General features: G+C 72.5%; 15 protein-coding genes. 14 read left to right on the top strand and 1 reads right to left on the bottom strand.

Features of this window, described 5'->3' with window-relative positions:
- Positions 1 to 79: 79 nt before the first annotated feature.
- The 9 genes from fmt to OFY01_RS25015 all read left to right on the top strand — a co-directional run bounded on the left by fmt (position 80) and on the right by OFY01_RS25015 (position 9,400).
- Entirely contained in the window at positions 80 to 1,009 is a 930-nt protein-coding gene (gene fmt, locus OFY01_RS25055) for a methionyl-tRNA formyltransferase (RefSeq protein WP_266603519.1), read from the top strand.
- A gap of 121 nt (positions 1,010 to 1,130) precedes the next feature.
- Positions 1,131 to 2,594: an RsmB/NOP family class I SAM-dependent RNA methyltransferase gene (locus tag OFY01_RS25050; protein ID WP_266603517.1), complete on the top strand. Its 1,464-nt coding sequence runs from the start codon at positions 1,131 to 1,133 to the stop codon at positions 2,592 to 2,594.
- Positions 2,595 to 2,746: 152 nt separating this feature from the next.
- A complete protein-coding gene (rpe, locus tag OFY01_RS25045; protein WP_266603515.1) occupies positions 2,747 to 3,433 on the top strand; it encodes a ribulose-phosphate 3-epimerase in 687 nt (228 codons plus the stop codon).
- Positions 3,434 to 3,590: 157 nt separating this feature from the next.
- On the top strand, positions 3,591 to 4,574 hold the full coding sequence (locus tag OFY01_RS25040; RefSeq protein ID WP_266603554.1) for a sugar-binding transcriptional regulator: 984 nt from the start codon (positions 3,591 to 3,593) through the stop codon (positions 4,572 to 4,574).
- 40 nt (positions 4,575 to 4,614) lie between these two features.
- Entirely contained in the window at positions 4,615 to 5,073 is a 459-nt protein-coding gene (locus OFY01_RS25035) for a ribonuclease domain-containing protein (protein ID WP_266603513.1), read from the top strand.
- A complete protein-coding gene (locus tag OFY01_RS25030; RefSeq protein WP_266603512.1) occupies positions 5,070 to 5,468 on the top strand; it encodes a barstar family protein in 399 nt (132 codons plus the stop codon). Before OFY01_RS25035 ends, OFY01_RS25030 begins: the two co-directional genes overlap by 4 nt.
- A gap of 170 nt (positions 5,469 to 5,638) precedes the next feature.
- Complete coding sequence (locus OFY01_RS25025; RefSeq protein WP_266603511.1) at positions 5,639 to 7,081, top strand: GuaB1 family IMP dehydrogenase-related protein; 1,443 nt, start codon at positions 5,639 to 5,641, stop codon at positions 7,079 to 7,081.
- A gap of 344 nt (positions 7,082 to 7,425) precedes the next feature.
- On the top strand, positions 7,426 to 8,937 hold the full coding sequence (locus tag OFY01_RS25020; protein ID WP_407700419.1) for an amino acid permease: 1,512 nt from the start codon (positions 7,426 to 7,428) through the stop codon (positions 8,935 to 8,937).
- Positions 8,938 to 8,947: 10 nt separating this feature from the next.
- Positions 8,948 to 9,400, top strand: a complete 453-nt coding sequence (locus OFY01_RS25015; protein ID WP_266603509.1) for an Lrp/AsnC family transcriptional regulator — start codon at positions 8,948 to 8,950, stop codon at positions 9,398 to 9,400.
- A 32-nt stretch (positions 9,401 to 9,432) separates the two neighbouring features.
- On the opposite strand, the gene OFY01_RS25010 is transcribed toward OFY01_RS25015, so the two are convergent.
- Entirely contained in the window at positions 9,433 to 10,173 is a 741-nt protein-coding gene (locus OFY01_RS25010) for a GntR family transcriptional regulator (RefSeq protein ID WP_266603508.1), read from the bottom strand.
- A gap of 223 nt (positions 10,174 to 10,396) precedes the next feature.
- On the opposite strand from OFY01_RS25010, the gene OFY01_RS25005 reads away from it, so the two are divergent.
- The 5 genes from OFY01_RS25005 to OFY01_RS24985 form a co-directional block, all read left to right on the top strand.
- Positions 10,397 to 11,554: an ABC transporter substrate-binding protein gene (locus OFY01_RS25005; RefSeq protein ID WP_266603506.1), complete on the top strand. Its 1,158-nt coding sequence runs from the start codon at positions 10,397 to 10,399 to the stop codon at positions 11,552 to 11,554.
- The gene (locus OFY01_RS25000) at positions 11,551 to 12,447 is read left to right on the top strand and encodes an ABC transporter permease (RefSeq protein WP_266603504.1); all 897 of its coding nucleotides are present in this window, start codon (positions 11,551 to 11,553) and stop codon (positions 12,445 to 12,447) included. Before OFY01_RS25005 ends, OFY01_RS25000 begins: the two co-directional genes overlap by 4 nt.
- Positions 12,435 to 13,250: an ABC transporter permease gene (locus OFY01_RS24995; protein WP_266603502.1), complete on the top strand. Its 816-nt coding sequence runs from the start codon at positions 12,435 to 12,437 to the stop codon at positions 13,248 to 13,250. Before OFY01_RS25000 ends, OFY01_RS24995 begins: the two co-directional genes overlap by 13 nt.
- 2 nt (positions 13,251 to 13,252) lie before the next feature.
- The gene (locus OFY01_RS24990) at positions 13,253 to 14,335 is read left to right on the top strand and encodes an ABC transporter ATP-binding protein (protein WP_266603500.1); all 1,083 of its coding nucleotides are present in this window, start codon (positions 13,253 to 13,255) and stop codon (positions 14,333 to 14,335) included.
- Between the two features lie 80 nt (positions 14,336 to 14,415).
- A partial coding sequence (locus OFY01_RS24985; protein WP_323135556.1) for an HAD hydrolase-like protein occupies positions 14,416 to 14,643 on the top strand: 228 nt, incomplete at its 3' end.

Here is a 14,643-nt window from a genome sequence, read left to right as displayed (position 1 = left end):
GCGGCTGGGTGCGCGAAGCCCCGCCGCCATAGACTGGTGGGCCGCCCGTGACCCTGCCCCGAGAGGCCGTACGCCACCGATGAAGCTCGTCTTCGCCGGCACCCCCGAGGTCGCCGTTCCCGCCCTGGACGCCCTGATCGCCTCCGACCGGCACGAGGTCGCCGCGGTCGTCACCCGCCCCGACGCCCCCGCGGGCCGCGGCCGCCGCATGGTCGCCAGCCCCGTCGCCGAGCGGGCCGAGGAGGCCGGCATCGAGGTGCTCAAGCCGAACCGGCCGCGCGACGAGCAGTTCCTCGCCCGGCTGCGCGAGATCGGCCCGGACTGCTGCCCGGTCGTCGCGTACGGGGCGCTGCTGCCGAAGGTCGCCCTCGACGTCCCGGCCCGCGGCTGGGTCAATCTGCACTTCTCGCTGCTGCCCGCCTGGCGCGGCGCCGCTCCCGTGCAGCACTCGCTCATGGCGGGCGACCAGATCACCGGCGCCTCCACCTTCCTGATCGAGGAGGGGCTCGACTCCGGGCCGGTGTACGGCACCGTGACCGAGGCGATCCGGCCCACCGACACCAGCGGCGACCTGCTGACCCGGCTCGCGTTCGCGGGCGCGGGACTGCTGGCCGCGACCATGGACGGCATCGAGGACGGTTCCGTGTCGGCCGTCCCGCAGCCGGGCGAGGGGGTCTCGCTCGCACCGAAGATCACCGTCGACGACGCCCGCATCGACTGGAAGGCACCCGCGCTCCGCGTCGACCGCGTGGTGCGCGGCTGCACGCCGGCGCCCGGCGCCTGGACCGAGTTCCGCGGTGAGCGCCTGAAGGTCCGGCACGCCGCGCTCGCGCCCGACCGCACCGACCTCGCCCCCGGCGAACTGGGCGTCGGCAAGAAGAACCTCTACGTGGGCACCGGCTCCCACGCCGTCGAACTGCTGTGGGTGCAGGCCCAGGGCAAGAAGCCGATGGCCGCGGCCGACTGGGCCCGCGGGGTGCGCATCACCGCGGGGGAGCGGCTCGGCTGAGAGGCCCGGGTCCGCCTCCGCCCGGGCGGGTGACCGGGGCGTGCGCGACGTACGCTGAGGGGGTTCACCTCGGCGTACGCCTCGTGCGTGACGCCCGTACCACCCCACCAGCGGAGCACCTTTGAACGAGCAGTCCTCCCCCTCGTCCTCGGCGTCCCCCAAGAGGCGTCCGCGACACCAGGGCAAGCCGCACCGCCGCCCCAAGAAGGACCCGGTCCGTATCCTCGCCTTCGAGGCCCTGCGCGCGGTCGACGAGCGGGACGCCTACGCCAACCTCGTGCTGCCGCCCCTGCTGCGCAAGGCCCGCGAGAAGCAGGGGCCCGAGAAGTTCGACGCCCGGGACGCGGCCTTCGCCACCGAGCTCGTCTACGGCACACTGCGCCGCCAGGGCACGTACGACGCGATCGTCGCGGCCTGCATCGACCGGCCGCTGCGCGAGGTCGATCCGCCGGTCCTCGACGTGCTGAACCTGGGCGTGCACCAGCTGCTCGGCACCCGCATCCCGACGCACGCCGCCGTCTCCGCCTCCGTGGAGCTGGCCCGCGTCGTGCTCGGCGACGGCCGCGCCAAGTTCGTCAACGCCGTCCTGCGCAAGGTCGCCCAGGACGATCTCGACGGGTGGGTCGAGCGGGTCGCGCCCCCGTACGACGAGGACCCCGAGGACCATCTGGCCGTCGTCCACTCCCATCCGCGCTGGATCGTCTCCTCGCTGTGGGACGCGCTCGGCGGGCCCCGCGCGGGCATCGAGGACCTCCTGGAGGCCGACAACGAGCGGCCCGAGGTGACGCTCGTGGCGCGCCCCGGCCGCACCACCGCCGACGCGCTGCTCGACGAGGTCGGCGAGGCAGCGGGACTGCCCGGCCGCTGGTCCCCGTACGCCGTGCGCCTGACCGAGGGCGGTGAGCCGGGCGCGATCGGCTCCGTGCGCTCCGGCGACGCGGGCGTGCAGGACGAGGGCAGTCAGCTCGTCGCCCTCGCGCTCGCGAACGCCCCGGTCGAGGGCCGCGACGAGAACTGGCTGGACGGCTGCGCCGGCCCCGGCGGCAAGGCCGCACTGCTCGCCGGACTCGCCGCCCAGCGCGGCGCCCGGCTGCTCGCGGCGGAGAAGCAGCCGCACCGCGCCGGGCTCGTGGCCAAGGCGCTGCGCGGCAACCCGGGCCCGTACCAGGTCGTCGCCGCCGACGGCACCCGCCCGCCGTGGCGGCCGGGATCGTTCGACCGGGTCCTGATGGACGTGCCCTGCACCGGGCTCGGGGCGCTGCGACGGCGGCCCGAGGCGCGCTGGCGGCGCCGCGTCGAGGACCTGGACGGGTTCGCGGGGGTGCAGCGGGCACTGCTGCGCACGGCGCTCGTCTCGGTGCGGGTCGGCGGTGTCGTCGGCTACGCGACCTGCTCGCCGCACCTCGCCGAGACGCGCGCCGTCGTCGACGACGTGCTCAAGGAGCGCCCCGGCGCCGAACTGATCGACGCGCGCCCCATGCTGGACGGCGTACCTGCCCTCGGCGACGGCCCCGACATCCAGCTGTGGCCGCATCTGCACGGCACGGACGCGATGTACCTGGCGCTGATCCGCCGCACCGCCTGAGCCCCTCCCGCCGCGTCCTGCCCCGCCGTGTCGGGAGATCCACCGCATCGCCCGATACGGCGGACGCCTCCCAGGGCACGGCTCGGCATCGGTATGGCGCCCGGGGCCCCGGGGAGGCGGGCAACGGTCCCCGGGCATGGCACGCTTGACCCATGGCCGTGCAGATCAACCCCAGCATCCTGTCCGCGGACTTCGCCCGCCTCGCCGACGAGGCGAAGGCCGTCGAGGGCGCCGACTGGCTCCACGTCGACGTCATGGACAACCACTTCGTCCCCAACCTGACCCTGGGTGTTCCCGTCGTGGAGTCCCTGGCGCGGGCCACGCGGACGCCGCTGGACTGCCACCTGATGATCGAGGACCCGGACCGGTGGGCACCCCAGTACGTCGAGGCGGGCGCCGGTTCCGTCACCTTCCACGCGGAGGCCGCGCACGCGCCCGTGCGGCTCGCCCGGGAGATCCGGGCCAAGGGCGCGCGCGCCTCCATGGCGCTCAAGCCGGGCTCGCCGATCGAGCCGTACGAGGACCTGCTGCCCGAGCTGGACATGGTGCTGATCATGACGGTCGAGCCGGGCTTCGGCGGGCAGTCGTTCCTCGACATCATGCTGCCGAAGATCCGCCGCACCCGTGAGCTGATCGCCAAGCACGACCTCGACCTGTGGCTCCAGGTCGACGGCGGTGTGTCGGCGGCGACCATCGAGCGGTGCGCCGAGGCGGGGGCGGACGTCTTCGTCGCCGGTTCCGCCGTGTACGGAGCCAGCGACCCGTCCGAGGCGGTCCGCGCACTGCGCGACGAGGCGGCGACGGCCACCTCCCGTGCGGCGTGGGCATGCGACCACTGAGCCACGAGCACGTGAACGCCGTCCGTCAAGGCTGATCACGGCCGCCGCATCTGCAAGGATGAACAGCGAATCCAGGTTGTGAACGGCAGCGAGTCGTAAGAAGAGCAGTGAGGAGAACGCCGTGTCCGCAACGTCGGCGGGACGGGCAGCCCTGCGGATGGGACCCGCGGAGCTGGTGCAGGCGGCCGCCATGGCGCGCCGCTTCTACCTCGAGGGCAAGTCCAAGATCCAGATCGCCGAGGAGTTCGGCGTCAGCCGCTTCAAGGTGGCCAGGGTCCTGGAGACCGCGCTCGAGAGGGATCTCGTACGCATCGAGATCAGGGTTCCGGCAGAGCTGGACGCCGAGCGCTCCGACGCGCTGCGCGCCCGCTACGGCCTGCGGCACGCCGTGGTCGTCGAGTCCCCGGCCGAGGCCGAGGAGACGCCCGACCCGGAGAACCTCGGCGAGGTCGCCGCCGACCTCCTCGGCGAGCTGGTCAGCGAGGGCGACGTGCTCGGCCTCGCCTGGGGCCGCTCCACCATCCACATGGCCGCGGCGCTCGACCGGCTTCCGCCGTGCACCGTCGTGCAGCTGACCGGTGTGTACGACGCCGGGACCGCGGAGCGCGGCTCCGTCGAGGCCGTGCGGCGCGCCGCCCAGGTCTCCGGCGGCGACGCCCACCCCATCTACGCCCCGATGCTGCTCCCGGACGCCGCGACGGCCGCCGCGCTGCGCAACCAGACGGGCATCGCGCGGGCCTTCGAGTACTTCGACAAGGTCACCGTGGCCTGCGTGTCCATCGGCTCCTGGGAGCCGGGCATCTCGACCGTGCACGACATGCTCAGCGACGACGAGCGCGCGCACTACGCGTCCCTCGGCGTCGCCGCCGAGATGTCGGCCCACCTCTTCGACGCGCAGGGCCGCCGGGTCGGGCGCGACCTGGGGGAGCGGTGCATCACCGTCGAGGCGGACCGGCTGCGTCGCATACCGGAGGTGGTGGCCATCGCGGGCGGCCAGCGCAAGGCTCCCGCGATCGACGCGGTGCTCCGCTCCGGCCTGGTGACCAGCCTGGTCACCGACACGGCCGCGGCGGACTACCTGATGACGGCCGGGCCCACACCGCGCCCCGCGCTCCAGCGGGCCGACCCCGACGGGACCTGAGGGCCGGTCGTGCGGAGGACGCTGTGGCAGCATCAAGGTCATGTTGCCGCGGCTCCTTGCGCCCCGCCGTCACCGACCGGCACTCGCCGGCGTGTTCGGCACCCTCCTCCTGGCCCTCGGCCTGCTCCTGGCGGGCTGCACGTCGGGCTCCGGCCCCGCTTTCGCCCCTTCGTCCTCGCCACCGCGCGGCGCCACGGCCTCCGCGCCCGCCTGGGCGGCGGACATGGCGACCGTACGAGCCGGCCGGCTGCCCGCCGAGGCCCGCCGCACCCTCGCCCGCATCGACAGGGGCGGCCCCTTCCCCTACGCGAAGGACGGCACGGTCTTCGGCAACTACGAGGGCGAGCTGCCGCGTCACCGGCGCGGCTACTACCACGAGTACACCGTCCGCACCCCCGGTGAACGCGACCGCGGTGCCCGCCGCATCGTCACCGGCAGCGGCGGGGAGATCTACTACACCGATGACCACTACAAGTCGTTCAAGGCGGTACTGAGATGAACGGGTTGCCCGACGACGGGCCCGGCCCCCGGGCCGCGGAGCCCGTCACCCCGGCCCGGTCCCTCGCCGAGGCGGGCTGGTCGGTGCGCTGCCTCGACCTCGGTGACGCCGAGGACAAGGCGGCGTTCATGGACCGCTGCGCCGACACCCTCGGCCTGCCCGACTGGTTCGGCCGCAACTGGGACGCCCTCGCGGACAGCCTGACCGACACCGGCGTCTGGCCGTCCTCCGCACGGGAACACACGCACGGGCTCGTGCTCGTGGTGACCGGCTGGCGGGAGTTCGCGCGGCGCTGCCCAGGGGAGTGGGGCACGGCCCAGGAGATCTTCGCCCAGTCCGTGGCGGAGCGCCGCGACACCGCCCCCACGCTCACCGTGGTCCTCGGCCTCGGCTGACCCCGTCGGGCCCCCGCCTGCCCTCAGATGATCATCCAAGAGGGCGGCCGGGGGGTTGGGACGTTCGCCCCGAAGACGCGATCGTGGCCGACGTGGGAAAATGAGGTACGTGCTTTGTGCTCCGGCGGCATTCTTCCGGGGCCCCCTTCTAGCGACCGGGATGTCCGCACGTGCGTTTCCTCAATGACATCAAGCCCGCGTACGACCTGACGTACGACGACGTCTTCATGGTGCCGAGCCGGAGCGCCGTGGGCTCCCGGCAGGGCGTCGACCTGTCCGCGCCGGACGGCTCGGGTACCACGATCCCGCTGGTCGTCGCCAACATGACGGCCATCGCCGGGCGGCGCATGGCCGAGACCGTCGCCCGCCGCGGCGGCCTCGTGGTCATCCCGCAGGACATCCCCCTCGAGGTCGTCACCGACGTCATCTCCTGGGTCAAGACCCGCCACCTGGTCCTCGACACCCCGATCGTGCTCGCCCCGACGCAGACCGTCGCCGACGCGCTCGCGCTCCTGCCCAAGCGCGCGCACAACGCCGGTGTGGTCGTCGACGACGAGCAGCGGCCCGTCGGTGTGGTCACCGACCAGGACCTGACCGGAGTCGACCGGTTCACGCAGCTGTCCGAGATCATGTCCAAGGACCTGCTGTTGCTCGACGCGGACATCGACCCGCGCGACGCGTTCAACAAGCTGGACGGCGCCAACCGCCGCTACGCCCCGGCCGTCGACAAGGACGGCCGCCTCGCCGGCATCCTCACCCGTACGGGCGCACTGCGCGCCACCCTCTACACCCCGGCCACCGACGCGGACGGCAAGCTGCGCGTCGCCGCCGCCGTCGGCATCAACGGCGACGTGGCGGGCAAGGCCGAGCAGCTGCTCGACGCGGGCGTGGACACGCTCGTCATCGACACCGCCCACGGTCACCAGGAGTCGATGATCGAGGCGATCAAGAAGGTGCGGGCCCTCGACCCGCAGGTGCCGATCGTCGCGGGCAACATCGTCGCCGCCGAGGGAGTCAAGGACCTCATCGAGGCCGGTGCCGACATCATCAAGGTGGGTGTCGGTCCGGGCGCCATGTGCACCACCCGCATGATGACCGGCGTCGGCCGCCCGCAGTTCTCCGCCGTCCTGGAGTGCGCCGCAGAGGCGAAGAAGTACGGCAAGCACGTGTGGGCCGACGGCGGCGTCCGCCACCCCCGTGACGTCGCCATGGCGCTGGCCGCCGGTGCGTCCAACGTGATGATCGGCTCGTGGTTCGCGGGCACGTACGAGTCCCCCGGCGACCTGCAGCACGACGCGCAGGGCCGCGCCTACAAGGAGTCCTTCGGCATGGCCTCGGCCCGCGCCGTGCGCAACCGGACCTCGGAGGAGTCCGCGTACGACCGCGCCCGCAAGGCCCTGTTCGAGGAGGGCATCTCGCACTCGCGGATGTTCCTCGACCCGCAGCGTCCGGGTGTCGAGGACCTGATCGACTCGATCATCGCGGGTGTCCGCTCGTCCTGCACCTACGCCGGTGCCTCCTCGCTCGCCGAGTTCGCGCAGAAGGCCACCGTCGGCATCCAGTCCGCCGCCGGTTACGCGGAGGGCAAGCCGCTGCACGCCAGCTGGAGCTGACCCCCGAGGTCGTTTTGTCCCGCCGAAGCGCCGGGTCCCGTCGAGCACGGGGCCCGGCGCTTCGGTGCGTCGGCGTGCCGGGGCATCGGGGCGCTCCGACGTGTCCCGGCGGCTCCGCGGCCTTCCGCGCAATGATCAGCCGCATCGGTGATCATCGCGCAACGTTGCTGCGCGAGTGCGCAAGGTTGCTGCATTACAGGTGGGAACCGGGGTCCTCTAGAGTCAACCGCTGTACGTGGCGTGGCGGGGGATGTGCCTGCTCGGCGGTCCCCGGTCAGGGCGAGGGCCGTCGTGTCCCCCGTCGCCCCGGCGTCCCCGACCGGCAGCGATGAAGGAGCCAGCCCGTGCTCGATCACGGCGCACCCCCGCGCACCCCGCCGACCGAGTCCGTCCCCGCGGTACGTGACTCACTCAGCACCCGCCTCATGCGGCGCAAGCCCGTGGAACTCCTGGTCGCCGAGGGCGGCCAAGGAGAGGGCGGCACTCTGCGACGGTCCCTCGGACTGTGGCAGCTCACCATGATCAGCATTGGTGCGACGCTCGGCACCGGCATCTTCGTGGTGCTCGGCGAGGCCGTCCCCAAGGCCGGACCCGCCGTCACGCTCTCCTTCGTGATCGCCGGCCTCACCGCGCTCTTCTCGGCCCTGTCGTACGCCGAACTGGCCGGGACCATTCCCGTCGCCGGATCCTCCTACTCGTACGCATACGCAACGCTGGGCGAGTTCGTGGCCTGGGTGTGCGGCTGGTGCCTGATCCTCGAGTACGGCGTGTCGGTCGCCGCCGTCGCCGTCGGCTGGGGCCAGTACCTCAACGAGCTGCTCGACGGCACCATCGGCGTCACCATCCCGGCCGCGCTCTCCGCGCCGCCCGGCGACGGCGGGATCTTCAACCTGCCCGCGCTGATCGTGGTGCTGCTCGCCATGGTCGTCCTGCTCGGCGGTGCCCGTGAGTCCGCCCGCGCCAACACGATCATGGTCATGGTGAAGATCGCCGCGCTGCTGCTCTTCTGCGCCATCGGCGTCAAGGGCTTCCAGTCCGGCAACTACGAGCACTTCATGCCGCTCGGCATGGCGGGCGTCAGCGCCGCGGGAGCCACGCTCTTCTTCTCCTACATCGGCTTCGACGCCGCCTCCACCGCGGGCGAGGAGGCGAAGAACGCGCAGCGCGACCTGCCCCGCGCGATCATGCTCTCGCTCGTCATCGTCACCGCGCTGTACGTCCTGGTCGCCGCGGTCGCCGTGGGGGCGCGGCCCTGGAAGCAGTTCAACGACACCGAGGCCACGCTCGCCGCGATCATGAAGGACGTCACCGGCCAGACGTTCTGGGCGACGCTGCTCGCCGCGGGCGCCGTCATCGCCATCGCGTCCGTCGTGCTGACCGTGCTCTACGGCCAGACCCGCATCCTGTTCGCGATGTCCCGCGACGGGCTCGTGCCCAAGGCGTTCTCCAAGGTCCACGCGAGGACGGGCGCGCCGCGCGTCAACACCGTCATCGTCTCGCTGTTCTGCGGCGTGCTCGCCGCCGCCATTCCGCTCGGGCAGCTCGCCGACGCCACCAGCATCGGCACGCTGTTCGCCTTCGCCCTGGTCAACATCGCCGTGATCGTGCTGCGGCGCACCCGGCCCGACATGCCGCGCAGCTTCCGGGTGCCGCTGTCCCCGCTGCTGCCGGTGCTCGGCTTCGCCTTCTGCGTCTGGATGATGGGCAGCCTGTCCCTGATCACCTGGATCGTCTTCGGTGTCTGGATGGCCGTCGGGCTCGTGGTCTACTTCTGCTACGGGATGCGCCGCTCGCGTCTCGCCCGGACGGAGCCGGGGGCCGCCTCGACCGCGGCGCCCGCCGAAGCACAGAAGTGAACCACCTGCCTTGCTGAACGAACTCGACGAACGCATCGTGCACGCCCTCGCCGAGGACGCCCGTCGCTCCTACGCCGACATCGGCCAGCTCGTCGGCCTGTCCGCGCCCGCCGTCAAGCGCCGCGTGGACCGACTGCGGGCCACCGGCGCGATCACCGGCTTCACCGTGCGGGTCGACCCGGCCGCGCTCGGCTGGGAGACCGAGGGGTTCGTCGAGATCTACTGCCGGCGCAACACCTCGCCGGAGACGATCCAGCGGGGCCTGGAGCGCTACCAGGAGGTCGTGGCCGCGTCCACCGTCACGGGGGACGCGGACGCGGTCGTCCAGGTCTTCGCCTCCGACATGCGCCACTTCGAGCGGGTCCTGGAGCGAATCGCGGGGGAGCCGTTCGTGGAGCGCACCAAGTCCGTGCTGGTGCTCTCCCCGCTGCTGCGCCGCTTCTCGTCGGGCACCCCGGCCTGAGCGGCGCGGCCCCGCCGCTCGGGCCGGAGTGCTCAGTCGGACGCCTCGCGGGAGAGCGGGTTGCGGTCCGTCGAGTTGTGGACGCTGAAGCTCACCGCGTCCGAGCGGTAGCGGTCGTCGGACCACTCCACCGGGCGGCCCTCGCGGGTCGTCGTCACCCGGCGCACCCGCAGCAGCGGGCTGGTGCGGCGTATGCCGAGCAGCTCGGCGTCCTGCGCGCCCGCCGCGACCGCGTCGATGACGTGCTCGCCGTAGGCGAAGACCAATCCCGTGTCCTCGTACAGGCGTTGGGTCACCGACGCGCACTCCGGGTCGAGCGCGGCCACGGCGGGCGCGATCCAGTCCGCGTACACCGTGCGCTCCAGAAGGATCGGCTCGCCGTCCAGGCCGCGAACCCGCAGCACCCGCAACACCTCTGTTCCGGCGGGTAGTTGGAGTCGCTCCGCGTCCTCGTCGGTCGCCGGCCGCAGCTCCTGGGAGACGACGTGCCCGCTCGCCCGGCGGCCCATCGCACGGGCCCACTGCGCGAAGCTGCGCAGCTCGGCGAAGCTCTGGCTGCGACGGCTGGCGAGCACCACGCGGCGCGCGCCCTGCCGGGAGCCGATGAGGCCCTCGGAGGTGAGTGTCGCGACCGCCTGGCGGACGGTGCCGCGCGAGACGCCGTAGCGCGCCGCGAGTTCCGTCTCCACGGGCAGCAGGCTGCCGACGGTGTACTCCTCGCGGGCGATGGCCCGACGCAGCTCGTCGGCGATCTCCTCGTGTCGCGCCGTCATGCTTCCCCTCGTGTCAACGGTCTGATGCGCCTGCTGCGCACAGCGTGACCAGCCTAATCGAGCGGGGTCAATGCTCGGGTCGGTCCGGGATTGTGCATCAGATCCCGGCGCGGACTTTGCCTCCAGTTCATGTACACGTCACCAACGGCGGGCGTACTGTGGCCAACTTGTTCAGACAAGTCCTGGCCCTGTTTCATCCCCAGCACGTCCCCCTGGAGAAGCTGTGACCGTGTCCCTGTCCAGAACCGCCGTGACGGGCGGCGCCCTCGCCGTCGTGGCCGCGCTCGCCCTGAGCGCCTGCGGCGCCGCCCCGACCGACTCCTCGACCACCGCCGACGGCAAGAACGCCGCCACCGCGACCTCCGCCGCCGATTTCGGCGGCATGGCGGGTCTGGTCAAGGCGGCCAAGAAGGAAGGGACGCTGCACGCGATCGCGCTGCCCCGTGACTGGGCCAACTACGGCGCCCTCATCGACGGCTTCCAGAAGAAGTACGGCATCAAGGTCCAGGTCGAGAACCCCAACGCCGCCAGCCAGGACGAACTCAACGCGATCACCTCGCGCAAGGGCCAAAACCGCGCCCCCGACGTCGTCGACGTCGGCTCCGGCTTCGCCCTCACGGGCGCCAGGCAGGGCCTGTTCGCCCCGTACAAGGTGGCCGGTTTCGCCGACATTCCCACCACCCAGAAGGACGCGCAGGCCCGCTGGTACAACGACTACGGCGGTTACGTCTCCATCGGCTGCGACGCCAAGCGCGTCAAGCACTGCCCCACCAGCTTCAAGGACCTGCTCAAGCCCGAGTACAAGGGCAAGGTCGCCCTCGACGGCAACCCCACCCAGGCCGGTGCCGCCTTCGCCGCCGTGTACGCCGCGGCGCTCGCCAACGGCGGCTCCTTCGACAACATTCAGCCCGGCATCGACTTCTTCGCCAAGCTGAAGAAGAACGGCAACTACACGCCCGTCGAGGCCCACCCGGCCACCATCGAGAAGGGCGAGACCCCGATCACCATCGACTGGGACTACCTCAACGCCGGCTACGCCGACGAGTTCAACTCCAAGGGCCTGGACTGGACGGTCGCCGACCCCACCGACGGCAAGTTCTCCCAGTACTACTCCCAGGCCATCAACAAGGACGCGCCGCACCCGGCCGCCGCCCGCCTCTGGGAGGAGTACCTGTACAGCGCCGAGGGCCAGAACCTGTGGCTCAAGGGGTACGCCCGCCCGGCCCGGATGGCCGCGATGGACAAGGACGGCACCATCGACAAGGCCGCCGCCGCCAAGCTGCCCAAGGTCACCGGCACGCCCACCTTCCCGACCGAAGCCCAGCAGGACAAGGCCAAGAAGGCCGTCACGCAGGGCTGGGGGAAGGCCGTCTCCGGATGACCACCGCTCTCACGCGGGCCGACGTGGCGACCGCCGCCCCCACCCGGCGGCGGCGCCGCGTCCCCGGCTGGCTCGCCGTCGTCCCGCTGCTCCTGTTCACCGCACTCGCCTTCGGCCTGCCCGCCCTGGCCATGCTGAACGGCGCTTTCACCGCGAAGGACCCGGCGTCCGGCGCCACGTCCTACACCACGGCGAACATGACCGCCTCCGTGCAGGGCGCCTACGTCACCGCCCTGCTCGGCAGCGTCAAGCTGTCCGCCCTGGCCGCCGCCCTCGCCACCGTGCTCGGACTCCCGCTCGCCCAGGCCGTCGTCACCTCCCGCTCCGCCGCGCTGCGCGAGGCGGTGCTCACCGCGTCCGGCGTCCTCGCCAACTTCGGCGGCGTCCCGCTCGCCTTCGCGTTCGTCGCCACGCTCGGCAACGCCGGTGTGCTCACCACGCACCTGGGCCTCACCGACGCGGGCTGGGACCTGTACAGCTTCTGGGGGCTGGTCGTCGTCTACCTGTACTTCCTCATCCCGATGATGGTCCTCACCGCCGCCCCGGCCCTCGAGGGCCTGCGCTCCCAGTGGCGCGAGGCCGCGCACAACAACGGCGCCAACACCTTCCAGTTCTGGCGCCACGTGGCCCTGCCCGTGCTCACCCCCACCCTGCTCGGCTCCTTCGTGCTCCTGTTCGGCAGCGCCTTCGCCGCCTACGCCACCGCACGGGCCATGGTCGGCGCCGCCGTGCCGCTGGTCACCCTGCAGATCGCCGACGCCCTCTCCGGCAACGTACTGATCGGGCAGGAGCACGTCGCGCTCGCCCTCAGCCTCGACATGGTCCTCGTCGCGGCCGTGGTCATGGCCGTCTACCTGCCCCTGCAACGACGGAGTGCGCGATGGCTCGCCTGAACCCCTGGCGGTGGGGCGTCCTCGGCCTCGCCGGGCTCTACTTCCTGATCCCGCTCGCCGCCTCCGTGATCTTCACGGTGAACGTGCCGGGGCAGGGCGTGACCTTCGACGCCTACACCGAGATCCTCTCCGCCGACGGCTTCCTGCCCAGCCTGCGGCTCTCCCTCGAACTGGCCGTCGCGACCATCGTGATCGTCCTGCTGCTCATGGTGCCCGCCATGGTCGCGCTCCGCCTGGGCGCGCCTCGGCTGCGGCCCGTGGTGGAGGTCGTGTGCTCGCTGCCGCTGGTCGTGCCGCCCATCGCGTACGTCGCCGGGATCGCCACGGTCCTCAAGTGGGGGCCCGACTACCTTTCCCGCACCCCGCTGTTCATGACCTTCGAGGCCGTGCAGAACCCGAGCTTCCCGTTCGTGCTCGTCCTCGCCTACGTCGTGATGGCGCTGCCGTTCGTGTACCGGGCCCTGGACGCGGGGCTGCGCGCCGTCGACGTGCGCACCCTGGTCGAGGCCGCCCGCAGCTGCGGGGCCGCCTGGCCGCAGGCACTGGTCCGCGTCGTCCTGCCCAACCTGCGCGGGGCGCTGCTCAACGCGTCCTTCCTCACGCTGGCCCTGGTGCTCGGCGAGTTCACCGTCGCCCAGCTCCTCGGCTTTCGGCCGTTCGCCGTCTGGATCTACAGCATCAGCGGCTCCCAGGCCCAGCTGTCCGTCGCCGTGTCCGTGCTCAGCCTGCTCGTCACCTGGGCCCTGCTCCTCGCGCTCGCCGGACTCGGCGGGCGCGGCCGAACCACCGCAACCCGAGGATGAACATGACCGCCACCACACTCGAGCCGGCCACGCGGCAGGAGGCCGCCACCGTCGAATTCCGCGAGCTGCGCCGCCGGTTCGGCACCACCGTCGCCCTCGACGGGCTCGACCTGACCGTGCGGCCGGGGGAGTTCCTCGCCCTGCTCGGCCCCTCCGGCTGCGGCAAGACGACCGCCCTGCGCATGCTCGCCGGGTTCGAACACCCCGACTCCGGCGCGGTCCTCGTCGACGGCGAGGACGTGACCGGTGTCCCCTCCCACCGCCGCGACGCCGGCATGGTCTTCCAGTCGTACAGCCTCTTCCCGCACCTCGACGCGCTCGACAACGTCGCCTTCGGCCTGCGCATGCGCAAGGTCCGTACCGCCGAACGCCGGGCCCGCGCCGCCGAACTGCTCGACCTGGTCGGCCTCGCCGACAAGCGCGAACGCTTCCCGCACCAGCTCTCCGGCGGCCAGCAGCAGCGCGTCGCCCTGGCCCGCGCACTGGCGTTGCGGCCCCGCGTGCTGCTCCTGGACGAGCCGCTCTCCGCGCTCGACGCCAAGGTGCGGCTCAGCCTGCGCGAGGAGATCCGCCGCCTCCAGCAGGAACTGGGCATCACCACCCTGTTCGTCACGCACGACCAGGAAGAGGCGCTCTCCATGGCCGACCGGGTCGCCGTCATGCACGCGGGCCGCCTCGAACAGTGCGCCGCCCCCGCCGAGCTGTACGGACGCCCGGCCACCGCGTTCGTCGCCGAGTTCGTCGGCACCATGAGCCGCGTCCCGGCCCGGATCGAGGACGGCACCGCCCACGTGCTCGGCCGCCGCCTCCCGGTCGACGGACCCGTGCCCGCGAAGGACACCGCCGAGGTCGACGTCCTGGTGCGGCCTGAGGCGGTCGGCGTGGCCGCCGACGCCGACGGGGACGCGCGCGTCATCGCCGCCGCGTTCCTCGGCGCCGCCACCCGCCTCACCGTCCGCCTCGCCGACGGCACCGAAGTGAAGGCCGACCTGTCCACGCACGACGCGGCCGGGATCGGTGCGGGCACGGCCGTGACCGTGACGCTGCCGGACCGTCCGGTGCTGGTCGCCGAGCGCAAGGGCTGATCGGGCGTACGCCCGCCCGCGAGGGCCACGCGCCGCACCACCGAACCAACACGTGGCACCCACGTGGGAAAGAGACAACCTTGAACCGACGCCCCCTCCAGGCCGTCCTGTTCGACATGGACGGCACGCTGGTCGACACCGAGCGGCTGTGGTGGGACGCGGTGGAACGGGTCGCCGGGCGCGACCTGACCGAGGCGGACCGCCCCGACGTGCTCGGCCGCCCCGTCGAGCACACCGCCGCCTGGCTGGCCGAGACCACCGGTGCCCCGGCCGCCGGCCTCGCCGACGCGCTGCACGAGACCTTCGCC

The sequence above is a fragment of the Streptomyces beihaiensis genome (assembly GCF_026274175.1).
Lineage (GTDB): Bacteria > Actinomycetota > Actinomycetes > Streptomycetales > Streptomycetaceae > Streptomyces > Streptomyces beihaiensis.
This window is presented reverse-complemented; position numbering and strand designations above follow the sequence as displayed.